The organism is Thioalkalivibrio sp. (genome assembly GCF_041690275.1).
GTDB lineage: Bacteria > Pseudomonadota > Gammaproteobacteria > Ectothiorhodospirales > Ectothiorhodospiraceae > Thioalkalivibrio.
The window spans coordinates 47,069-67,750 of sequence record NZ_JAWLHP010000006.1 but is presented as its reverse complement, the minus strand read 5'-3'; the positions used below and the strand labels follow the sequence as shown (position 1 = coordinate 67,750).

Below are 20,682 nucleotides of genomic sequence, written 5' to 3'. Positions count from 1 at the left end.
GCCGCGATGCCCTTGGGGGGCGCGGGGATCGCGGCTGGAAGCCGCTCCTACGGTGTTGTGATTGCGCGGGTGTTCGCCAATGGTGGCGCAGCGGTGGGCCGCTAGTTCGTCAGGGAATGCTGGAAATCCTGCAGCATCTGATCGATCTGTGTGCGAATGCGTGCCTCATCCTTGATGGCGAAGTCGAGGAAGGTCTGGGCCACCGTGGACAGGACCTTGCGTCGTGGATGCACGATGTTCCACTGACGCACGATGGGAAACTGCGCGACGTCGAGAAGGCCAATGGGACCGCAGGTCCCTTCGGAACTGAGGGTGTGCAGTGACAGGACCGCGATGCCGAGGCCCCCGATCACCGCCTGCTTGATGGCCTCGTTGCTGCCGAGCTCCATGCGGATCTTCGGCTCGATGCCGTGGCGGTCGAAGAGCTTCCGTGTCGCCTCCCGGATACCGGATCCGGGTTCGCGCATCAGGAAATACTCGCGGGCCAGCCGCTGAAGCGGTATGTTGCGGCGTCCGATCAGCGGGTGATCGCGCCGGGCCATGACTACGAGCGGATTCGGCGCGAAGGGATAGACGGCAACGTCGGTTAATTGATCAGGAACGTGACCGATTATGTAGAGATCGTCGTCGTTATTCGCAAGTCGCGCCAGCACTCGGTCATAATTGCTCACCTCCAGCGAAAGCTCGACCTCGGGATACCGGCGGGCGAACTGCCCCAGGATGCTCGGTGCCAGGTACTGCGCGGTGGTGATGGCGGCCAGGCGCAGGCGGCCGCGCTTCAGGCCGTGCAACTCGGCAAGCTTCATCTCGAGATTGCTGAGGGACCCCAGGATCTCCCGGCAGGCCTCGTACAGCACGTGACCGACCTCGGTGGGATAGACCTTGCGGCCGACATGCTCGAACAGCGGCATGCCAAGTGCATCGGAGAGCTTCTTGATCTGGATCGAGACCGTGGGCTGGGTCAGGAACAGCTCCTCGGCGGCCTGCGTGAAACTGCCCAGTCTCACGATCGCCTCGAATACCTGCAGCTGGCGCAGCGTTGCGTGGCGGATCAGGTGGCCCGGCAGTTCCGACTTCAGCATCACCTGGCGCCCGGTCGCCTCGCGGGCACTCATGCGGTCTCCGGTGCCGGGGGCAGGCGCGGATCCGGGCTGGCCGGAGCCGGCCGATTCGCGCTCAATTCTGCAGCTCGATCGAGGTGGTGTACATCAGCAGGCCATAGTTGTGCTCGTAGACCTCCTTCAGACGTGCGACGATGCGTTCGCACAACTGGGCGCTTCCTACCACCTCGATGCGGATGTTGCCGCCCTGAGTCCAGCGTCCGGCGCGGGTACCGTGCGTTCCACGGCCGCGACCGTCGATGATTGTATAGCCGTGCGCCCCCAGTCCGGTGATCTCGTCGATCAGGATGTCTTCCAGGACTGCCTCGGTGACGATCACCAGGAGAGTCATTGGCTTCGCGGTCATGATTGTCAGGCTCCCATTGAATGGATGAACTTCGACATCCAGAAATAGATCGGGATGCCCACGAAGATGTTGAACGGGAACGTTACGCCCAGTGACGCGCCGATGGAAAGGGCCGGGTTGGCCTGTGGCACTGCAATGCGCATCGCCGCGGGAGCCGCGATGTAGGAGGCGCTTGCGTAGAGGGTCGCCAGCAGCATCGTGCCCCCCACGGACAGACCCAGCGCCCAGCCGAGGATCGTGCCCGCCACCGCCGAAAGCAGCGGCACGATGATGGCGAAGCTGGTCAGAAACAGGCCATAGTCGCGCAGCCCGGCAATCCGCGACGCAGCCACCAGGCCCATCTCGAGCAGGAACAGGGCGAGGATGCCCTTGAAGAGGTCGAAGAACAGGATGTCCAGCGGCTTGATGCCCTCCGCGCCGGCAACGAAGCCGATCACCAGGCCACCGGCGAGCAACAGGATGCTCTTGCCGAAGAAGACCTCGTGAAACAGCTTGCCCCAGCGGACCGTACCGGCCCCGTAGCGCGCCAGCATCACCCCGATGACCAGCGCGGGCATCTCGAGCAGGACCAGGAAGACGATCATGAAGCCCTCGAAGTCGACCTCTTCCTGCGCGAGAAGGGACACACCCACCGAGAAGGTGACAACGCTCACCGATCCGTAATGTGCGGCAATGGACGCGGAGTCGGCGCGGGTCATCCGCCCGAGGTAACGCAGCACCGGGAAGGACACCAGCGGGATCAGGGAGCCCAGAAGGAGGATCGCGAGCGATGGCACGATCAGTTCGACGAGCGGGAACTCCGCCAGCTTCACGCCCCCCTGCAGCCCGATCGCGAGCAGCAGGAAGATCGACAGCGCGTCGTAGATGGACCCCGGAATCTTCAGGTCCGAGCGTACGAGGCCCGCAAAGATCCCAAGCAGGAAAAACAGTACCACGGGTTCGAACTGCATGGCGGATTTCCTCTACAGGTGGATCGTTACCAAGGATCCTTCAAATGACATCCGCGCCGGAGTGTGTCGCGGCTCGCGATCCTGGCGACGGCATCATTCGGCCCAGCGGCGCAGGTAGGCCTCGATGGCGTCGATCACGGCCTGCGCCTTGATCACCAGTCCGAGGTCGATCATCTCCGAGCCGATGAAGGTGCCGCCGTGATTGGCAGGAACCGGAGCGGGTACGAGCTGATTCTCCTCCTCGCGGAAGAAGACCGCCGCGATCACGCCAGCGAAGATGAACTTGCGTCCGACGCTCTGGATACGCCGGGTCAGGTCCGGCTGATAGACGAATACCGGGCTGCCGCTGGATCCGGGATAGACCGCGGCGTCGATCAGGAACTCGGGCCGGCCCTCGAAGTCCAGTGCCATCGGGGTGGCCGTGGTGCCGCGGCGCATGATGGGCATCAGGTTCACCTGGTCCCAGACGCCGCTGGGATAACCGACGAACAGGATCTCCTCCAGGGCATCGAGGGCGTGCAGCGCGTTGGCGTCAGGGGCCAGCCGACTGTCGATCCCGTGGTAGTAGAGTTCGACGCCCTGGTCGCGTGCCGCCTGCTCCAGCGGGCGTATCGGGATGATTGCCAGATCGACGTCGGGGTCCGGGTGCGGGAACCACGCATGCGGAAAGTCCTCGATGTTGATCTGGAAGCGCTGGCCCAGCGCGGGCCTGCCCTGACGCTTCTGGGTAAACACGAGGCCACCGCTGCGCACGTTCTCGATCAGGTGCCGGTTGGTCACGATGAAGTTGTGGGTCCCGCGCTTGTGCGCGTGGCTGACCACGAAGGCGGTCCCGGAACCCTCGCTTTCGTCCTCGAGCACCGTGTCGACCCGGATGGTGTTGAACAGCAGCTTCTTGCTGATGGAGTTGGTATCCATGGCGCTAGACAAGGGAGGCCGTCAACGGGTCAGTCCGATGTAGAGCATCGGCAGCTTCTCGGGAAGCCGCTCGACGTGATCGAGCACGGTGAAGTGGCTCATCCCGAAGATCCGGGAGACGTACTGGTCCGCGAGCGGGTCCAGTGACAGGGCATAGGTGGTGATGCCGTTGCGTGACAGTTCCTCCACCGCGCGCTTGGTGTCCTGGCGCAGGTACTGCGGATCCCGGACGTCGTTGTCCGCCGGCTCGCCATCGGTGATGACGAAGATCATCTTCTTGTTCTTCGGCTGCTGGTGCAGGTACATGCCCGCGTGACGAAGCGCCGCTCCCATGCGTGTCGAGTACGCACCCTGCATTCCGGACAGCCGTGCCTTCACCGCATCGTTGTAGGGTTCGTCGAAGTCCTTGAAGCGGTAGTAGTGGACGTCGTGTCGCCCGTCCGAGCAGAATCCATGCAGGGCGAAGGGGTCGCCGATCCGGTCCAGCGCATCCGACAGCAGGACGGTGGCTGCACGGGTCAGATCGAGCACCGTGTAGTCCTGGCCGCGGACCTTGTCGTTTGCCGACTCGGACATGTCCAGCAGTACCAGTACCGCGAGGTCCCGCACGTTGCGCTTGTAGCGCATCATGATACGCGTGTCGGGCTGCTGTCCGGTGCGGATGTCCACCATCGCGCGGACTGCCGCGTTGATGTCGAGCTCGTCGCCGTCCTCCTGGCGTCGCAGCCGCTGCATGCCCTGGGGGATCATGGATTCGATGAGGAACTTGATCCGCGAGATCACCGGCTTGTGTTCCTCGGTGATCTCCTCGATGCGCTCGAGATCGCCGGGCTGGGGCCGGCGTTCGAGCACGGTCACCCAGCTCGGCCGCTCGAGCTGAATCTGGTAGTCCCATTCGTGGTAGTGGAACGGATCCGAGACCGGGGGCTTGCCCTCGAGTTCGTTGATGGTCACGCCTTCCTGATCGAGGTAGAACTCGGTCGGCAGGACCCAGACCTCCTGGGCATCGTCGCCGGCAAACTCGTAGTCGAGCGTGTTCACCATCTCCATGACGCTGACCGTCTTGCGCACCTGCTTGGGCGCCCAGGTCGCATCCAGGGCGGTCTCGACGTCGTACTCCTCGGATTCCCAGACGGTCCGGTTGTCGTCCCGATAGATCGCGCGGAGCCCGTCGGTGCGGAAATTGAACTCCGGCAGCGGCAGCTTCGCAAGGCTGTGGGACAACTCCACCCCGATGTTCCAGCTGATCCGGTTGCTGGAGAGATCCTCTTCCGCCCGAAACAGGGCCACGCCCTGCTGTACCCATGGGTGCGGGTCGTCGGACTCGGGATCGAGCAGGGCCAGGGCCAGCCGGTTCAGCAGGTCCCCCACCGTCTGGGGATCGCCCCGTTCAAGGGGCGGGTGCAGCTTCAACCACGCCCCGCGCATTCCCGGAAACTGGCGGCAGGCCAGTTCCTCCACCCGCGCATCCTCGACCGCCTCGATGATCGCCATCTGCGTGTTGTCGAGCTGCTCCATTGACAGGGGGTTGCGAGTGAAGACCAGGTGTGCGGCACAGTGGTTGGCGGCGGCACGGTAGATCTCGACGCCAGAGACCACTGCCTCGTCAGGCGTGTCGTCGCCGTAGGGGCGGTAGTCGTCGTAGGCATCGGCGATGTGGATCACGTAGTGCTCGATGTAGGGCTTCAGGCCCTCGCGGCTCTCGAAGTCGCCCGCGGTGGGCCGGAGAAAGAAATCCCGCCCCCACATCGCGCGCAGGTAGATGTTCAGCCGCCGCTGGATATCGACGAAGAGCGTGCCCTTGCGCTCGGTCTGCAATACCGAGTGGGAGTCCGGGCTCTCCAGCGAGAAGTAGCGGACCTGGCCCTCGAAGTCCGTCTTGTACGCCTGCGCTCCCCAGTTTACCCAGCGCCGCAGCCCGCCCAGCGTAAGCTGCGTCAGCAGCTGGTCGAGATTCTCCAGCATCGGCCGCAGGCCGCGCGGCGCCTGGCCCAGCATGACCTCCAGTACCTTCAGGTAGTTGCGGAAGAGCCCCGGATCCCCGAGGCGTTCGGCGGCGAGCGGTGAGGTCCCCACCACCAGCGTGAGGACCTGCCCGGAGGTCTTCGAGGCCATGCTGAGGAGGAAACTGACCAGGTCGGGGAGGTTGTCTTCGCCGATCGCCCGCGCCATTTCCGGCATCTCCTGGAGATAGGTGACCACGAGCTCCTTGCCGCGTCCCAGCTGATGCAGGGCGACGGCCCCCTTCAGGTAGTTGTCCAGCCCCCGCGAAGAAAAGACGCGCGCCGCCTCGTTCCAGGAGGCCCGCAGCACGTCCTGGGCATCGTGCGGAAGATCCTCCAGGATCTCCGCGTAGTCTTCGAGATGGATGGCCATGTCAGGGGGGACGCGGACCGCGGGCGGCCGATCGCGTCGTCAGAAGTAGGTGGTCACGGCCGAATCCAGCGCGTCGCGCATGTCCGGATCGTCCGTGATCGGCCGTACCAATGCGACCCGGCAGGCGGCCAGCGGCGATACGCCCTTCGCGATCAGGGAACCGGCATAGATCAGCATGCGCGTGGACAGGCCCTCGTCCAGGCCGTGTCCCTTGAGATTGCGCGCGCGCTCGCCGATGTGCACCAGGTTCTTCGCCGTCTCGATGTCCACCCCGGTTTCGTGCGCCACGATCTCCGCCTCGACGTCGTGTTCCGGATAATTGAAGTCAAGGGCGCCGAAGCGCTGCTTGGTGGACTGCTTGAGGTCCTTCATCAGCGACTGGTAACCGGGGTTGTAGGAGATCACGATCTGGAAATCCGGATGGGCCTCGATCACCTCTCCCTTCTTCTCCAGCGGGAGCGCCCTGCGTGCATCGGTCAGCGGATGGATCACCACCGTGGTGTCCTGGCGCGCCTCGACGACCTCGTCGAGGTAGCAGATCGCGCCGTGGCGCGCGGCTACCGCGAGGGGCCCGTCCTGCCAGCGGGTGCCGCTGGCGTCGAGCAGGAATCGCCCGACCAGGTCGGAGGCGGTCATGTCCTCGTTGCAGGCCACCGTGATCAGGGGTTTGCCCAGCCGCCAGGCCATGTACTCGACGAAACGGGTCTTGCCGCAGCCGGTCGGTCCCTTGAGCATCATTGGCATGCGCACGGAATAGGCGGCCTCGTAGAGGTCCACCTCGTCCGTCACCTGACGGTAGTAGGGCTCCTCCCGCACCATGTAGGGGACGAGCAGATCGGCCGGTGGTGGCGTGTCGGCCGCCGGGCGGGCGGTGGCTGGGCGGGAGACCGCCGGCCGCGCGGCGCCCGGTGAGTAGGACTTGCGGCGGGGTGCGTAGGTTCGCGTGAAGGGGTCGCGGGACATGTTGGTCACCTGCTCCTCGGTTGCATTCAGTCCGGCCAGACGCGGTCGGGGAAGAGCGCGGTTCCGCTCTCCGGGACCTCGTTCGCGGACGCGGGCTTGCCGCGCTTGGCGGTCGTGGCTCCCGGCTTCCGGGGGGTTGCGGGGGCCTTGCGCGCGCCGGACCGCGGCCTCGCGGCTGGCTTGCCGGTGCTGCGCGCCGGCTTCTTCGGTTCCGCGCCGGCCTGGCCTCCCGACTTCGCGGACCCGGTTTCGGGCTTGCCTTCGGCCTTGGGATCCTGCTCCGCCTTGGCCTGGCGGACGCTTGCGGACAGCTTTTCCTTCGTGGTCGTCATAATCCGATCACCTCGTCGATCACGGCTTCGATTTCGGCCGTCGCCGGTGTTCCGCGACGACCCAGCTGGTAGACGGAAACCCCGTCCAGTGCGGCACCCCTGTAGATCGCCCGACGGCGGATCGCGGCCTGCAGCACCGGCACGTCGAACTCCTCCAGGGCGTCGCGCATGGATGCCGACAGTGCGCTGCGCGGCTCCATCTGGTTGAGCACCAGGAAGGCCTTGAGCCTGCGGTTGACCTTGCGTGCCTCCGCGATCTCGACCGGCAGGCGCAGACTGGCCCACAGGTCCACCGGAGACGGCAGAATCGGAATCAATGCCACGTCGCAGGCGCGGAGCGCCTGCAGGGAGGCATGGCTCTCGAGCGACGGCGGACAGTCCAGCACGGTGTAGCGGTAGGCGCGAAAACCCTTCTGCAGCGTCCCCGCGTCCCAGTCCCCGAACATCTGCTTCACGGTGGCGGGGAAGGGTGCGTTGCCGAGGCTTGCCCACTGGCGTGCCGAGCCCTGCGGATCGAGGTCGATGACCACGGTGTCGCCCCGTCGGGCCAGGCCGGCGGCCAGATTCATCGCCAGCGTGGTCTTGCCGGCGCCGCCCTTCTGGTTGACCACCGCGGTGACGTGCGTCGCCATTTCAGCTTGCCGCCGGTCCCGAGAGCGCATTGATGCGCGCCGCGAGTGCGTATTCTTCCTGTCCGGGCTCACCGCCGTCGGGCGCCTCCAGCGTGATGTTCGCATAGGTGGTGCCGAAACTGATGTTCTGCGGGTGCATGCCGGTCTCCTCGGACAGATCGGCCAGTCCGTCGAGAAACAGCCGCGTCTCCCGGTAGCTGCCGAATTCGAAGCGGCGGAACAGCGCCGGCGGACGGCCGCGAAGTTCCCAGCCCTCTGGCGGTTCCATCATGTCTTGCCCGGCGCCTTCAGCATGTCATCGATCTCCCGTACGTGGGCCAGTTCCTCCTCGAGGATGTCGCGCAGCAGTTCGGCTCCTTCCGCGTCGCGCATGCGCTCGGCATGGGCGAGGGCGTCGCGGTACAGCCGCACCGCATCAACCTCGAGAACGCGACCCGCCGCGAGGAGGTCCTCGACGCTTCGACCCAGGCGGGCCGGCTTCAGGTTGCCGGCCGACGGTGCCACGCCGAGCAGGATCAGCCGCTCCATCAGGCGTTCGGCATGTGCCAGTTCCTCCACCGCCTCGCCGCGCAGGTGCTCGGCCAGCGGCTCGTCACCCCACAGTCGGGCGAGGACGCTCTGGGCGAGGTACTGCTGGACCGCGCCCATTTCGTGCGTGAGTGCACGGGCCAACCAGCCGATGGCCCGGGGATCCACACTCATCGACTGGCGCTCTAGCTGCGCGTCGAGGTCAGTTCGCCGTCACGGCCACCGCCCTCGCCATCCGGGGCGGTCGGCAGGATGCCTTCCACCTCGCTGTGCACGCGGGCGATGATGTGCGCGGCCACCAGGCCGTCACCAACGCGCTCGCAGGCATCGGCGCCGGCGCGCACGGCCGCGTTCACCGCGCCGGTCTCGCCGCGCACCAGGACGGTGACGTAGCCGCCGCCGACGAACTGGCGGCCGATCAGCCGGACCTCGGCGGCCTTGGTCATCGCATCCGCCGCTTCGATCGCGGGAACCAGACCGCGGGTTTCGATCATTCCGAGGGCAATCCCAGCCACACTAGCCATGGACTTTCTCCATTACCTTGTTGCGAAAAGCCTGAACCCTTGTCTCAGGCAGACGGGGCGGTCGGCAGGATGCCTTCCACCTCGCTGTGCACGCGGGCGATGATGTGCGCGGCCACCAGGCCGTCACCAACGCGCTCGCAGGCATCGGCGCCGGCGCGCACGGCCGCGTTCACCGCGCCGGTCTCGCCGCGCACCAGGACGGTGACGTAGCCGCCGCCGACGAACTGGCGGCCGATCAGCCGGACCTCGGCGGCCTTGGTCATCGCATCCGCCGCTTCGATCGCGGGGACCAGACCCCGGGTTTCGATCATTCCGAGGGCAATCCCAGTCGTGTTAGCCATTCTTCTAGCTCCTGAATTGGTATGTGTTGAACACGTGGATGGAAATCAGGCTTCCGGGGCGGTCGGCAGGATGCCTTCCACCTCGCTGTGCACGCGGGCGATGATGTGCGCGGCCACCAGGCCGTCACCAACGCGCTCGCAGGCATCGGCGCCGGCGCGCACGGCCGCGTTCACCGCGCCGGTCTCGCCGCGCACCAGGACGGTGACGTAGCCGCCGCCGACGAACTGGCGGCCGATCAGCCGGACCTCGGCGGCCTTGGTCATCGCATCCGCCGCTTCGATCGCGGGAACCAGACCGCGGGTTTCGATCATGCCCAGGGCAATACCCATACGTTCAGCCATTTCATTACTCCTTTGAAGAGACACAGTTTGAATACAAGTTGTACTGCCCAAATCAACGGCCGGGGACCCGATTTCCAGCACCTGTTCCTGCCGTCCCGTTGTTGCCTGCCTGGTTCAGCGCACCCGCGCCGAACTCATTCTTCCCAGTGGTCGATGATTCCGCAGATCGTCAGATCGGTCGTGATCTTCGGATCCGGCATCGCCCAGCGCCCGGCGCTGCCGCTGGCGGTGAACACCCATTTCCCCGGTGGCACGCCCACCGGGTCCGTCGCCACAAACAGCGCGCCGCTCTGGTTCTTCAGCACCCGCAGCGAGGCCTGCTTCAGGCCCGGGACGCGGCGCGTACAGACCAGCTCGTCCTCGACGCGCATGATCTCCATCAGTCGCCGTCCCCCTGCCAGTGGTCAATGATGCCGACGATGGTCAGGTCGGACGGAAACTCCTTGCTCCCCGCCGCATCGCGAGCGGCCGAGGAGCCGACACAGATCACCCAGTCGCCCGGGATGCAGCCGACCGAATCAACCGCGACACTGCGTGTGCCGCCGATCTTCTCCTGCACCACCAGCAGCGGCCGGTGCCCAAGGCTGTCGATGCGGTTGGTCGAAACCAGCGTCTTCTCAACCCGCATGATCTTCATCGCGCAATCTCGCTGGATCGGTCGACACCGGCGTCGCGGGCACCGCATTCGATACCCCCGCCCACCGCCTGCCGGACGAATCCGCCGTCACCGGATTGCGAACAGCCGGAGGCGGACTCCCGGGACGAGGGGCCCAATGCCCGAAGCAGGGGCCGGGGACAGGGAGCCATCCCGACGGTCTGCGACCGGTTCTCGTATTTCAGGGTGCGTCGTGTCTCCATGATCGTTCGTCTAATGCCCAATGATTTCAGGTTCGTCTTCCACGAAGGTGCAGCGCTCGCTGCCATGGATGTCGCTGATCGCCATCTGGCAGAACAGCCGGTGTTCCTTGTGCAATTCGGGGTAGCGGGCCTGCACCGCGTCCTTGACCCGCATGCAGCGCATGATCGCGCGCTCCCGCGCCCCGGGGACGCGTTCCGAGTAGTGGAAGTGGATCAGCACCGGCACGCCCAGCCCGTGGCGAAGGTTGAGTCCGGTGAAGATGCGGATCCCGACATCCATGTCGTTGGCGCCCTCCTCCACGGTGTCGAGGTGCGCGAAATAAAACTTGTTGCGCAGCTGCAGTTCGCTCATCGCCTCACCGACACAGATGAAGCGCTCGTTGTGGCCGATCACCCGGTAGCGTCCCTCGTGATGCTGGATCACGTACTCGATCTGCGAGAGATTGGCCTCGAGCAGGTGCTGGACCAGGCGCCGGATCCCCGCAGGCGTCTGGCCGGTGCCGCGGGCCCAGCCCTCGGCCTGTTCCGCGGCGGTGATCGCGGTGTCGATGTGCGCGCGTGCCTGCTCCGCCGTCATGCCGATGGTGTCGTGATAGATCTGGAAGCTCTCCACGTAGCGGTGCGGGCTGATGCAGCCGTTCGCATCGGGCAGGTGGACCCGGATCGCGTCGATGTCGGTATCGACGCCGATGAGCAGGACGTCGGGCGCGGCACCGAGCCCGAAGGTGTTCTCGATGGCCGCACGCAGTTCGTTCAGGCGTGCCAGGGCACTCTCGACGGCGACCCGGTCGTTGCTGCCATGGGCCGCACAGCCCTCGTGGTTCGGATTCGAGGTGCTGTAGTGATAGACCGCGACCTTCAGGTAGTTCGCCTCCTCCCCGCCGGGGATGCCGCCGGACAGGCGGTGGAGTTCGCGCTGGGTCCAGTCGAGGATGTCGTCCTCTATGTCGAACATCGCGCCCGCGTAGGCCTTCACCGACACCGCGTCGTTCGGGGCCAGCCGGAGTATGAAGGGCACCAGGCCCTGCAGGCGGCCATCGGCGCACGGGCTGATGTCCAGCGTGTGATAGCCGCAGGACTGGATGAAGGCGGCGTCGAGCAGGGAGCGCTCCTGGAGCGGTCTCTGATCGACGGGCGCTCGTTCGACGCAGATCCTGATCGCCTGGAAGGTGCACCAAGCGTGCAGCGCGCGCAGGTCGAGACCGGCAATCCAGGAATCCTCGAGCAGTTCCACCGGCAGCTCGTACCCGAGCCGCTCGACGGCGAGGCGCTGCGCCTCTTCCACGAAATCCATGGTGTGCTGGCAGTCCGACAGGGTCCTGAGCGTCTCGATGATGGCGGTGAAGCCGCTGCGCACGTTCTGCTCGTAGTCGTACAGCTGGCGGTTCAGCTCGCGGTCCGCCAGTGCGTGCTCGCACGGCTGGTCCGCGACGACCACGCAGGCGGGATTCGGTGGCGCGGGTGCCGCCTGTTCGGGCAGCACCCCCGCCTTCCGCATCGCAGCCAGTCGTTTGCGCGTGTTCACCGGTCAGTCCCTACCCGCGGGCCCCGCCGGACAGTGTCACCAGCGCACCCCTGCCGGTGTTGCCGGAGGAGCCCGTGATGCGGCTCTCCGGTACCTCGGGCTGTTCAGCCTCGCGGAAGCGGCGCGCATTGGCGCCCTCGCCGCGTGGCTGGCCACGCTGGGAGACATTGCGACCCAGGCTGGAAGCACCCTCGGTGCCGGTCACCCGGCTGGCCGCATCCCAGGCGTCGCCGGTGATCCGCGTACCGGTCTGGCTGCCTTCGCCGGTCAGCCGGCGCGCGGCCGTGATCGCCTCTTCCTGTTCCTGCTGCAGCGTCCCGGCATCGCGGTGCCGGAACTCCGGGGTGCCGGTGATCAGGCCGGTGGCCTTGTTCACCGGTCCGGTGATGCGTTCACTGGTGTAGCCGGTACCGGTGACCTCTTCGAACTGGCGTTCCTGGGCCGCACGTGCCGGCGAGCGGATGCTGAAGTCCGCGGGTGCCGGCGGGCGGGGCGGCTCTTCCCAGGTCCTCGCGCGCTGGACGAAGCGTCCGCTCGTCGCGCATTGCGGCATCACGTTGTCCACCCCGACGTAGGGGGTTCCGCTGACCGGCTCGCAGGCGCCGCGTTCGTCCCCCGTCATCACGGAGCCGCCGGCCCCGGGACGATCCCCGGTCACGGCCTGCGCCGGGATCAGTGCATCTGAGGGGATCAGGGTCTCCTGCTGCGACAGCGCGGGTTCCGGGCAGAAGCCGCCGTACTGGCCGCGGCCGATGTAGGGCGTGCCGCTGATGGGTGAGCAGCCGCCGGCCTCGTCCCCGGTCATCCTCGGGCCGCGCCCGATCGGACTGCCGGTGATGGGCTGGCCGCGCCAGGTCTGGTCAACCGCGACCTTCTCGACCGCGGAAACGGGGGTGCTGGTGGCGCAAACAGCCTGAAGCTGGTCCGCGCTCACGTAATCGGTTCCGGTGATGGGCTTGCACCCCCCCTTGTCATCACCGGACATTTTTGGGTTGCGGACGACCTCCGTGCCGGTGACCCGGCCGCCGGACAGCGTCTTCATGTCGCCCACCTTGCGGGGACCGCCGACGCTGCACAGATCTCCGAAATCGGACGCGGTGTAGTACTGGTTCCCGGTGATCTCCCGGCACGAACCGGGCTCGTCGCCGGTGACCCGGCTGGAGCGGCCGACCTCGGTTCCGGACACGGGCTGGTCACCGCGCGTCAGCATCACGCTGACCTTGCGCGGGGTCCCCGGCGGGGCCGTGCTGCAGATCTCCTTGAACTGTTCGGCGGAGAGGTACTCGGTGCCGGTGACCCCCCGGCAGGCGCCCGGTTCATCCCCGGTGACGCGGCTACTCTGGCCGACACTGGTTCCCGTCACGGTCCTGCCGCCGGCGGTGTGGGTGAGGGCCACCTTGTCCGGTGCGGTGTCCGCGGCCGGCTGGCTGTAGCCGGTGCCGGTGACGGCACGATTCGACCCCGGCTCGTCGCCGGTGACGCGAGGTGAGCGGCCGACCAGTGTCCCGGTCACGGACTGTCCCCGGGGGGTCTCCGACTCGCCGACCTTCTCGGAAGAGGGCTGGGGGCGCGTCTCGCAGAATTCCTCGTAGCGCTCCACGGCCAGGTACTCGGTGCCGGTGATCCCGCGGCAGGCCCCGGTCTCGTCACCCGTCACGCGGCGGGAACGGCCGACCTCCGTGCCCGTCACCTTGTGTTCGTGGGTGGTGCTGGAGACACCCACCTTCGTCGGGCCGGTGTCGGGGCGGGTCGGACACTGCTGGTCATACAGCTCGGCGCCGATGTACTCGGTGCCGGTGATCCCGCGACAGGCACCGGCCTCCACGCCGGTCAGCTTCTTCGTGCCCTCGACCATGGTGCCGGAGACCGGCTGCCCGGACAGCGTATGCCCTTCCTCCACCTTCGGCGGTGCCGGGATGTCGAGACGTGCCCGCCGGCGGCCGCTGGGGCGGGACTCCTTGCTGTCGCGCGCGCTGCCGGCCTTGCCTGCGAGGGCCCGCACCTTGCGTCGCTGCATCGCGATCTGGCGCCCGCTCGGGCGTTCACCGGCGAGGGCGCTCTGCCAGTCCTGATCCGGCATCACCGCAGCGGCCCGGGCCAGGTGCGTTGCGCGCACCAGGCCTGCCTTGCCCTTGCGGGACAGGGCCTCCCGGCGCGCGCGGGCGATCGCGCGGCCCTTCGGCAGATTGGCACCGGGCATGCGCGGCGCGGACGCGGCGGGTCGCAGGCCCGCGGGGGCGGACTCGGCTTGCTCGGTGGCCGGGCGGGCGCCGGCCTCCTGGCAGTCGCAGGGCTCGTCCTTGCAACCACAGTCACCCGCCTTACGGACCGAGGCCTCCTGGCTTGAGGCCGGGGTCTGCTGCGCGGCGTCGTTCGGGTTCGGACGCATCCGGCCGCTCGGACGGCTTGATGCGGGCTGGCTGGTCGCCGCCTTGCCGCGGCGGCTCGTCGCCTCGCGGCGCGCCTGCGCCCGCAGCCGCCCGTTGGAGGCACCGGCGTGCACACCCGCGTCGACCTTCCTGGTCGCTTCGGCTGTTGAGCTGGATGCGGTTCCGGCGGGGGCTGTGGAGGGCGCTCGACGCGACGACGCCCCTTGCGTGGCCGCCGCCTTCTTCACGAATGCGGACTTGCCATGCAAAGCCATCGCCTTGCGGCGCTTCAGGGCCAGCTCGCGTCCCGAGAGGGTGGCGCTGGCCTTGCTGTTTTCGGCTTGTGGCATCACGTACCTCGAACGGTTGGAGTCTGCCGGGCGGGCCGGGCGGTCAGGCCGCGGCCGCGACAGGCAACTGGCCTGCGGATGATCCGCTGGCGGCCAGAGTGGGGCGGCCGGATCGGTGCCCCGTCGGATCAGCGGTACACCACGAACGCCATGCCCTGGCTCTGGGCATAGTTGTCATACGCGATGAAGCGCACCAGGTGGTCCGGGAATTCGCGGTGGCAGGCATCGAGTTCCTGCAGCACCACGTCGACGGACTGTTCGCCAAACAGCGGGAGCTTCCACATGTACCAGTAGTTGCTCATCGAGTTGTCCTTCTCGGTGTGCTCCACCGCCGGGTTCCAGCCCTGGCTGATGCAGTAGCTGATCTGCTGGCGGATCTGCTCGGCGGTCATCGGGGGCAGGTAGGAGAAGGTCTCGTACTTGGTCGACGACTTGTAGACTTCAACGGCCATATCGGTCTTCCTCTGGTAATCGGTTTAGCCCGGTCGGGACCGCGCGCGGCACGGCTGGCGCCCGGCGGATCCCGGCCCTGCGGAGCATTACTTGTTGGTGACGTCCAGCTTGTCGACGGTGTCGAATTCGAACTTGATCTCCTTCCACGTCTCCATCGCGATCTTCAGTTCCGGGCTGTGCTTGGCAGCAGCGGTGAGGATCTCCTTGCCCTCACGCTCCACCTCGCGGCCTTCGTTGCGTGCCTGCACGCAGGCCTCGAGCGCCACGCGGTTGGCCGCTGCGCCCGCCGCATTGCCCCAGGGGTGACCGAGGGTGCCGCCCCCGAATTGCAGCACGGCGTCGTCGCCGAAGATCGCCACCAGCGCCGGCATGTGCCAGACGTGGATGCCGCCGGAGGCAACCGCAAAGGCGCCGGGCATCGAACCCCAGTCCTGGTCGAAGAACAGTCCGCGCGAGCGATCCTCGGGGACGAAGGATTCCCGGAGCAGGTCGATCCAGCCCAGCGTGGACGCGCGGTCGCCCTCGAGCTTGCCGACCACGGTGCCGGTGTGCAGGTGGTCGCCACCGGACAGACGCAGGATCTTGGTCAGCACACGGAAGTGGATCCCGTGATGCGGGTTGCGGTCGATCACCGCGTGCATCGCGCGGTGGATGTGCAGCAGCATGCCGTTGTCACGGCACCAGTTGGCCAGACCGGTATTCGCGCAGAAGCCGCCGGTGATGTAGTCGTGCATGATGATCGGCGCACCGATCTCCTTCGCGTACTCGGCCCGCTTGAACATCTCGTCCGGGGTAGGGGCGGTCACGTTCAGGTAGTGGCCCTTGCGCTCGCCGGTCTCGGCCTCGGACTTCAGGATGGCCTCCATCACGAAGTCGAAGCGCTGGCGCCAGCGCATGAACGGCTGGCTGTTGATGTTCTCGTCGTCCTTGGTGAAGTCGAGACCGCCGCGCAGGCACTCGTACACCGCCCGGCCGTAGTTCTTCCCGGACAGGCCCAGCTTGGGCTTGATGGTGCAGCCGAGGAGCGCGCGCCCGTACTTGTTCATCACGTCGCGCTCGACCTGGATCCCCATCGGCGGGCCGCCGCAGGTCTTCACGTAGGCGATCGGGAAGCGCACGTCCTCGAGGCGCAGCGCGCGCACCGCCTTGAATCCGAATACGTTGCCCACCAGCGAGGTGAACACGTTCACCACCGAGCCTTCCTCGAACAGGTCGATCGGGTAGGCGACGAAGGCGTAGTAGCAGGAGTCGTCCCCGGGCACGTCCTCGATGCGATAGGCGCGGCCCTTGTAGTAATCCATGTCCGTCAGCAGGTCGGTCCAGACCGTGGTCCAGGTGCCGGTGGAGGATTCGGCGGCTACCGCGGCAGCGGCCTCTTCACGATCGACCCCGGGCTGCGGGGTGATCTTGAATACTGCCAGGAGGTCGGTTTCCAGCGGAACATAATCCGGCATCCAATAGGTTTCGCGGTAGTCCTTCACACCCGCGTCGTATTTCTTGACGGCCATTGGTTGTCTCCTGCGCGTTGTGGAAATCGGATGGTGATGGGATCGGTCGGTCAGAGTAGAAAGACCGATAGCCGATAACAAATAGATAAATTAGATGATATAGATTGTGTTTGATCTATGCATGGCGACGGGATGCCGGAAATTGCCGTGAACGGCGAGGTCGAGCCCGGACGACTCGCGTGATTATCACGCATTTCGGTTGTGGTTGGAATGCCTGGACCTCGTGCACTGCACATTCGGCAGGCAACCCGGTGCACCGGTAGCGTGCGCGGCCCCGGGGCAGGCGCACCGCGATGCCCCGACCGGCACTTCCGCGTACCGCGATTGGTCGGAGAATACGGATGGGCCATGCGCCGACGGCCCGACACGAGGCGACCGAGGGATCAGGCGGTGAATCGCGTTCGAACCCATTATCAGAACCTGCAGGTCCAGGAGGACGCCAGCCCGGAGGTCATCCGGGGTGCGTGGACGGCCCTGACACGCAAGTGGGATCCGGACCGCAATCCCCAGCGACGGGAGCACGCCGAGCGAATGAGGAAGGTCATCGATCGCTCGTATCATATCCTGTCGGACCCCGACCTTCGGCGCGAACACGATGCCTGGATCCGAGTGCAGCGCGCGGCGGCGGAGGCCTCCGATCCGGCGCCGGTGGAAGGGCGCGTCCCGGCACCGCGCGCCCCTGGCGCGACCGTTCCCGGGTCCCGCAGAACCCCCGCGGGTCTGACGCGGATCGCCCTGGCCTGGATCGGCGCCTTCGCCCTGATGTGGTGGCTGTTCGACGATTACCTCGACCGGCGCGAGTTTCCCAACCGCAATCTGGTTGTCGAGTATGGCGCGATGGAGGAACTGGCGCTGCGCCGGAACCACGTCGGTCACTATCTGGCGCCGGGCACGATCAATGGGGAACCGGTGGTGTTCCTGCTGGATACGGGGGCGACTCAGGTATCGATACCGGCGCACCTCGCCGGGGAACTGGGCCTGCACGCGGGGCTGCGGGGTCGGGCGATGACCGCCAATGGGGCCGTCGACATCTGGCAGACGCGCATCGACGAACTCGCGCTGGGCCCCTTCGTGCTGGCAAACGTACGCGGGCACATCAATCCGGGCATGACCGACGATCAGGTCCTCCTGGGCATGAGCGTGCTCCGGCACCTCGAGTTTGCGCAGCGTGACGGGCAGCTGATCCTCAACATGCCTCGCTGAGTCAGGTCTCGGACGCACGGCAATCGGACGTCGGCGCCGCGCCGACCGGGGCGTTCGCGCTGGATTGTTGATTAGCGTATCTTAATATTCAGATAAACCCCGGCTGATTCGGTCGGGGCTGCGCGCTGCCTCCGGGGCTGGAGCGTGCGCAGCCGGCCGGTGGAGGAAGCTCTGATGCCCAAGGTGACCCTGGAGCAGTGGCGGATGCTCAAGGCCGTGGTCGATGCCGGCGGATTTGCGAAGGCGGCGGAGAACGTCCACAAGAGCGCGTCCAGCATCAATCACGCGGTCCAGAAGCTGCAGAAGCAGCTGGGCGTTCCCCTGCTCGAGGTCCGGGGACGCAGGACCGAATTGACCCCTGCCGGCGAGGCGCTGCTGCGTCGGGGCGAGCAGCTGCTGAACGAGGCCTGTTCCGTGGAGGAACTGGCGGAGGTCCTCGGTTCCGGGATCCAGACCGAACTCTCGCTCGCGGTCGATCAGCTCATTGCCCCGGCCGTGGTCATCAGCGTCCTGCACGAATTTTCCGGCCGCTTCCCATCGACACGCGTGCAGCTGCACGAAACGGTGCTGGAAGGCGGGCCGTCGCTGCTGCAATCGGGCGAGGCGGACCTGCTGATCGGACCCGACATCCCCCCGGGCTTTCTCGCGGAGCCGCTGGGACAGGTGCGGATGATCTGCGTCGCGCACCCGCTCCACCCGCTGGCACTGCGTCCGGGCCTGCGGCTATCGACACGCGATCTGCGGCACAGCCGCCAGGTGGTGGTCCGGGACTCGTCCCGGGGGCGCGAGGCGGAAGGGGGCTGGCTTGATTCGGATCAGCGTTGGACCGTGACCCACATGGCGACCGCGCTGCGGATTGTGCGGGCCGGTTTCGCCTTCGCCTGGCTGCCGGAGTGCCTGGTGGGTGAGTACCTGGACGGCGGTGCGCTGGTGACTCTCCGGTTGCAGGCAGGGTCCAGCTACGTGGTGCCGTTCTCGCTCGCCTTCGGCGACCCCGACCGTTCCGGTATCGCCACGCTGAAGCTGGCGGAAATGCTGACTACGGCCTTTGCGGAACGGGTTCCGGACCCCGCGTCGGCCGAACTGCCCGACTGGTGGTCGCTCGCGCGCTGCGGGCCCCGTGCGATCCTCTGACTCAGGACACGAGGGAGGTCGTTTCACCAGCCGCGGTCTCCCCTCAGCCGCTACACTGGCGGGAAACATTTCGGGGGGCTCGGCCATGTGCGGAATCGCGGGTGAATTCGTCTGGGGGGACCGGCGCGCGGAGGTCGACGCCGTCGCGCGCATGCTGCCGGCGCTCGCCCGGCGCGGACCCGACGCGGATGGGGTCTGGGGCTCGGGCCGCGTGGCGCTCGGGCACCGGCGCCTGGCGATCCTGGACCTCTCCCAGCGGGCGCACCAGCCGATGTTTGATCCGGAGACCGGGCTGGCCCTGGTCTTCAACGGCGCGATCTATAATTTCCGGGTGCTCCGCGCCGACCTCGAGAGGCGGGGTCACCGCTTCTTCTCCACCGGCGACACCGAGGTGATCCTGCGCGGTTATGCCGAGTGGGGAGAGGGTGTGGTGTCGCGCCTGCACGGGATGTTTGCCTTCGCGCTGTACGACTCCCGCTCGCAGCGGCTCCTGCTGGCCCGGGATCGCATGGGCATCAAGCCGCTCTATGTCGCCCGGTCCGCGCACGGGATCCGCTTTGCGTCCAGCACCCAGGCCCTGCTGGCCAGCGGCGGCATGGATACCCGGCTGGACGCCGAGTCGCTGCACCTCTTGTTTTCCCTGCACGCCGTGGTGCCGGCGCCGCGTACGGTGCTGCAGGGCATTCGCAAGCTCCGTCCCGGCCACTACCTGCTGGTGGAGGCCGACGGGCACGAGCACGAGGAATGCTACTGGCGGCTCTGCGCGCGTCGGCCCGACGAGGCAGTGGACGACAACGAGTGGCGGGAACGGATCGAGGCCGGCCTGCGCCGCGCGGTGCGGCGGCGCCTGGAGGTGGCGGACGTGCCGGTGGGCGTGCTGCTGTCGGGCGGACTGGACTCCAGTCTGCTGGTGGCGCTGGCGGTGGAGGAGGGCGCGCGCGATCTGCGCACCTTCACCATCGGTTTCGAGGATCAGCCCGAGGAAAAGGGTTCCGAGTTCGAGTACTCGGATCCCGTTGCGGAACGCTACGCGACAGACCACCAGCGCGCACTGATACCCAACAGCGAGGTACTGCGCCGACTCCCGGAGGCGGTCGGGGCGATGGCCGAGCCGATGTTCGGCCAGGACGCGGTGGCCTTTTACCTGCTCTCCGAGCAGGTATCCCGGCATGTGAAGGTGGTGCAGTCGGGTCAGGGCGCTGACGAGGTCTTCGGGGGCTACTTCTGGTACCCGCGGATGGCGGAGGACCGCCACGGCGGCTGGGCGGACCGGTTCCGGCGCCACTACTTCGACCGCGACGACCCGGAGATGCGCGAACTGCTGGCCCATCCGCCGGCCGCCGACGTCGCGGGCGAGTGGCTGCGGGAAGAGCTGGCGGCCCTCGAGACGGATCGGGCCGACAGCTTCCTCGACGCGGTGCTCGCGCTCGATGCCACCACGCTGATCGTCGATGACCCGGTGAAGCGGGTCGACAACATGACCATGGCCTTCGGGCTGGAGGCGCGGGTCCCGTTTCTGGACCACGAACTGGTCGAGGTCGCGGCGTCGATGCCGCCGCATCTCAAGCTCGGCGACGGGGGCAAGAAGGTGCTGAAGCAGATCGGACGGGGACGCCTGCCGGATTCGGTGCTGGACCGGCCGAAGGGCTACTTCCCGGTGCCGGCACTGAAGTACGTGCGCGGCGAGTTCCTCGACTTCATGCGCGACGTGCTGGGATCGCGCGCGGCGCGGGAACGCGGCGTTTACCGACCCGAGTATGTCCGGAAGCTGCTCGCCGAGCCCGATGAACACTTCACCCGCATCCAGGGCTCCAAGCTCTGGCACCTGGCCCTGCTCGAGTTCTGGCTGCAGACGCATGTTGACGGGGTGTAGGCGCGGGTGCCGCCGGAGGGTTGGTGGCCGCTTCCC

Annotated in this window: 21 protein-coding genes and 1 pseudogene; 3 read left to right on the top strand and 19 right to left on the bottom strand. The window is 67.0% G+C overall.

What is annotated here, in order from left to right:
* Positions 1–101: 101 nt before the first annotated feature.
* The 19 genes and pseudogenes from ACESMN_RS02060 to ACESMN_RS01970 form a co-directional block, all read right to left on the bottom strand.
* The gene (locus ACESMN_RS02060) at positions 102–1,082 is read right to left on the bottom strand and encodes a LysR family transcriptional regulator (protein ID WP_373051926.1); all 981 of its coding nucleotides are present in this window, start codon (positions 1,080–1,082) and stop codon (positions 102–104) included.
* A gap of 94 nt (positions 1,083–1,176) precedes the next feature.
* A complete protein-coding gene (locus tag ACESMN_RS02055; RefSeq protein ID WP_373051921.1) occupies positions 1,177–1,467 on the bottom strand; it encodes a P-II family nitrogen regulator in 291 nt (96 codons plus the stop codon).
* Positions 1,468–1,472: 5 nt separating this feature from the next.
* A complete protein-coding gene (locus tag ACESMN_RS02050) occupies positions 1,473–2,417 on the bottom strand; it encodes a sodium-dependent bicarbonate transport family permease (protein ID WP_373051920.1) in 945 nt (314 codons plus the stop codon).
* Positions 2,418–2,510: 93 nt separating this feature from the next.
* Complete coding sequence (locus tag ACESMN_RS02045; protein WP_373051919.1) at positions 2,511–3,335, bottom strand: serine protease; 825 nt, start codon at positions 3,333–3,335, stop codon at positions 2,511–2,513.
* A gap of 21 nt (positions 3,336–3,356) precedes the next feature.
* Positions 3,357–5,711 carry a nitric oxide reductase activation protein NorD gene (locus ACESMN_RS02040; RefSeq protein ID WP_373051918.1) on the bottom strand — a complete coding sequence of 785 codons (2,355 nt, stop codon included), beginning with the start codon at positions 5,709–5,711 and terminating at the stop codon, positions 3,357–3,359.
* Between the two features lie 39 nt (positions 5,712–5,750).
* On the bottom strand, positions 5,751–6,530 hold the full coding sequence (locus tag ACESMN_RS02035; protein ID WP_373051925.1) for a CbbQ/NirQ/NorQ/GpvN family protein: 780 nt from the start codon (positions 6,528–6,530) through the stop codon (positions 5,751–5,753).
* 170 nt (positions 6,531–6,700) lie between these two features.
* Positions 6,701–7,006 carry a hypothetical protein gene (locus ACESMN_RS02030; protein ID WP_373051917.1) on the bottom strand — a complete coding sequence of 102 codons (306 nt, stop codon included), beginning with the start codon at positions 7,004–7,006 and terminating at the stop codon, positions 6,701–6,703.
* Positions 7,003–7,638, bottom strand: a complete 636-nt coding sequence (parA, locus tag ACESMN_RS02025) for a ParA family partition ATPase (RefSeq protein WP_373051916.1) — start codon at positions 7,636–7,638, stop codon at positions 7,003–7,005. The genes ACESMN_RS02030 and parA overlap by 4 nt, the downstream gene beginning before the upstream one ends.
* 1 nt (position 7,639) lies before the next feature.
* Complete coding sequence (locus ACESMN_RS02020; RefSeq protein WP_373051915.1) at positions 7,640–7,909, bottom strand: 4a-hydroxytetrahydrobiopterin dehydratase; 270 nt, start codon at positions 7,907–7,909, stop codon at positions 7,640–7,642.
* Entirely contained in the window at positions 7,906–8,340 is a 435-nt protein-coding gene (locus ACESMN_RS02015; RefSeq protein WP_373051914.1) for a bacterioferritin, read from the bottom strand. Before ACESMN_RS02015 ends, ACESMN_RS02020 begins: the two co-directional genes overlap by 4 nt.
* An 11-nt stretch (positions 8,341–8,351) precedes the next feature.
* Positions 8,352–8,690 carry a BMC domain-containing protein gene (locus ACESMN_RS02010; RefSeq protein WP_373051913.1) on the bottom strand — a complete coding sequence of 113 codons (339 nt, stop codon included), beginning with the start codon at positions 8,688–8,690 and terminating at the stop codon, positions 8,352–8,354.
* 44 nt (positions 8,691–8,734) lie between these two features.
* On the bottom strand, positions 8,735–9,031 hold the full coding sequence (locus ACESMN_RS02005) for a BMC domain-containing protein (RefSeq protein ID WP_373051912.1): 297 nt from the start codon (positions 9,029–9,031) through the stop codon (positions 8,735–8,737).
* Positions 9,032–9,076: 45 nt separating this feature from the next.
* Positions 9,077–9,373 carry a BMC domain-containing protein gene (locus tag ACESMN_RS02000; protein WP_373051911.1) on the bottom strand — a complete coding sequence of 99 codons (297 nt, stop codon included), beginning with the start codon at positions 9,371–9,373 and terminating at the stop codon, positions 9,077–9,079.
* Positions 9,374–9,510: 137 nt separating this feature from the next.
* A pseudogene (locus ACESMN_RS01995) lies at positions 9,511–9,753 on the bottom strand (carboxysome peptide B); the annotation flags it as partial.
* Positions 9,753–10,010, bottom strand: a complete 258-nt coding sequence (locus ACESMN_RS01990) for a carboxysome peptide A (RefSeq protein WP_373051910.1) — start codon at positions 10,008–10,010, stop codon at positions 9,753–9,755. The pseudogene ACESMN_RS01995 and the gene ACESMN_RS01990, both read right to left, overlap by 1 nt.
* Before the next feature lie 231 nt (positions 10,011–10,241).
* Positions 10,242–11,756: a carboxysome shell carbonic anhydrase gene (locus ACESMN_RS01985; protein ID WP_373051909.1), complete on the bottom strand. Its 1,515-nt coding sequence runs from the start codon at positions 11,754–11,756 to the stop codon at positions 10,242–10,244.
* A gap of 10 nt (positions 11,757–11,766) precedes the next feature.
* The gene (locus ACESMN_RS01980; protein WP_373051908.1) at positions 11,767–14,475 is read right to left on the bottom strand and encodes a CsoS2 family carboxysome shell protein; all 2,709 of its coding nucleotides are present in this window, start codon (positions 14,473–14,475) and stop codon (positions 11,767–11,769) included.
* A gap of 128 nt (positions 14,476–14,603) precedes the next feature.
* Positions 14,604–14,927: a ribulose bisphosphate carboxylase small subunit gene (locus tag ACESMN_RS01975; protein WP_373051907.1), complete on the bottom strand. Its 324-nt coding sequence runs from the start codon at positions 14,925–14,927 to the stop codon at positions 14,604–14,606.
* Between the two features lie 87 nt (positions 14,928–15,014).
* Complete coding sequence (locus ACESMN_RS01970; protein ID WP_373051906.1) at positions 15,015–16,436, bottom strand: form I ribulose bisphosphate carboxylase large subunit; 1,422 nt, start codon at positions 16,434–16,436, stop codon at positions 15,015–15,017.
* A gap of 390 nt (positions 16,437–16,826) precedes the next feature.
* Between ACESMN_RS01970 and ACESMN_RS01965 the strand changes: the two genes are divergently transcribed.
* The 3 genes from ACESMN_RS01965 (at position 16,827) to ACESMN_RS01955 (ending at position 20,646) form a co-directional block, all read left to right on the top strand.
* Positions 16,827–17,639 (top strand): TIGR02281 family clan AA aspartic protease, encoded by an 813-nt coding sequence (locus ACESMN_RS01965; protein WP_373051905.1) that lies wholly within the window; start codon positions 16,827–16,829, stop codon positions 17,637–17,639.
* Between the two features lie 174 nt (positions 17,640–17,813).
* A complete protein-coding gene (locus tag ACESMN_RS01960; RefSeq protein WP_373051904.1) occupies positions 17,814–18,773 on the top strand; it encodes a LysR family transcriptional regulator in 960 nt (319 codons plus the stop codon).
* An 85-nt stretch (positions 18,774–18,858) separates the two neighbouring features.
* A complete protein-coding gene (locus tag ACESMN_RS01955; protein ID WP_373051903.1) occupies positions 18,859–20,646 on the top strand; it encodes an N-acetylglutaminylglutamine amidotransferase in 1,788 nt (595 codons plus the stop codon).
* The last annotated feature ends 36 nt before the right edge of the window (positions 20,647–20,682 follow it).

Coding starts and splice junctions, on each gene's coding strand:
- ACESMN_RS02060 (WP_373051926.1), bottom strand. CDS start 1,082: ATGCTGAAGTCGGAACTGCCGGGCCACCTGATCCGCCACGCAACGCTG.
- ACESMN_RS02055 (WP_373051921.1), bottom strand. CDS start 1,467: ATGACCGCGAAGCCAATGACTCTCCTGGTGATCGTCACCGAGGCAGTC.
- ACESMN_RS02050 (WP_373051920.1), bottom strand. CDS start 2,417: ATGCAGTTCGAACCCGTGGTACTGTTTTTCCTGCTTGGGATCTTTGCG.
- ACESMN_RS02045 (WP_373051919.1), bottom strand. CDS start 3,335: ATGGATACCAACTCCATCAGCAAGAAGCTGCTGTTCAACACCATCCGG.
- ACESMN_RS02040 (WP_373051918.1), bottom strand. CDS start 5,711: ATGGCCATCCATCTCGAAGACTACGCGGAGATCCTGGAGGATCTTCCG.
- ACESMN_RS02035 (WP_373051925.1), bottom strand. CDS start 6,530: ATGGTGCGGGAGGAGCCCTACTACCGTCAGGTGACGGACGAGGTGGAC.
- ACESMN_RS02030 (WP_373051917.1), bottom strand. CDS start 7,006: ATGACGACCACGAAGGAAAAGCTGTCCGCAAGCGTCCGCCAGGCCAAG.
- parA (WP_373051916.1), bottom strand. CDS start 7,638: ATGGCGACGCACGTCACCGCGGTGGTCAACCAGAAGGGCGGCGCCGGC.
- ACESMN_RS02020 (WP_373051915.1), bottom strand. CDS start 7,909: ATGATGGAACCGCCAGAGGGCTGGGAACTTCGCGGCCGTCCGCCGGCG.
- ACESMN_RS02015 (WP_373051914.1), bottom strand. CDS start 8,340: ATGAGTGTGGATCCCCGGGCCATCGGCTGGTTGGCCCGTGCACTCACG.
- ACESMN_RS02010 (WP_373051913.1), bottom strand. CDS start 8,690: ATGGCTAGTGTGGCTGGGATTGCCCTCGGAATGATCGAAACCCGCGGT.
- ACESMN_RS02005 (WP_373051912.1), bottom strand. CDS start 9,031: ATGGCTAACACGACTGGGATTGCCCTCGGAATGATCGAAACCCGGGGT.
- ACESMN_RS02000 (WP_373051911.1), bottom strand. CDS start 9,373: ATGGCTGAACGTATGGGTATTGCCCTGGGCATGATCGAAACCCGCGGT.
- ACESMN_RS01990 (WP_373051910.1), bottom strand. CDS start 10,010: ATGAAGATCATGCGGGTTGAGAAGACGCTGGTTTCGACCAACCGCATC.
- ACESMN_RS01980 (WP_373051908.1), bottom strand. CDS start 14,475: ATGCCACAAGCCGAAAACAGCAAGGCCAGCGCCACCCTCTCGGGACGC.
- ACESMN_RS01975 (WP_373051907.1), bottom strand. CDS start 14,927: ATGGCCGTTGAAGTCTACAAGTCGTCGACCAAGTACGAGACCTTCTCC.
- ACESMN_RS01970 (WP_373051906.1), bottom strand. CDS start 16,436: ATGGCCGTCAAGAAATACGACGCGGGTGTGAAGGACTACCGCGAAACC.
- ACESMN_RS01960 (WP_373051904.1), top strand. CDS start 17,814: ATGCCCAAGGTGACCCTGGAGCAGTGGCGGATGCTCAAGGCCGTGGTC.
- ACESMN_RS01955 (WP_373051903.1), top strand. CDS start 18,859: ATGTGCGGAATCGCGGGTGAATTCGTCTGGGGGGACCGGCGCGCGGAG.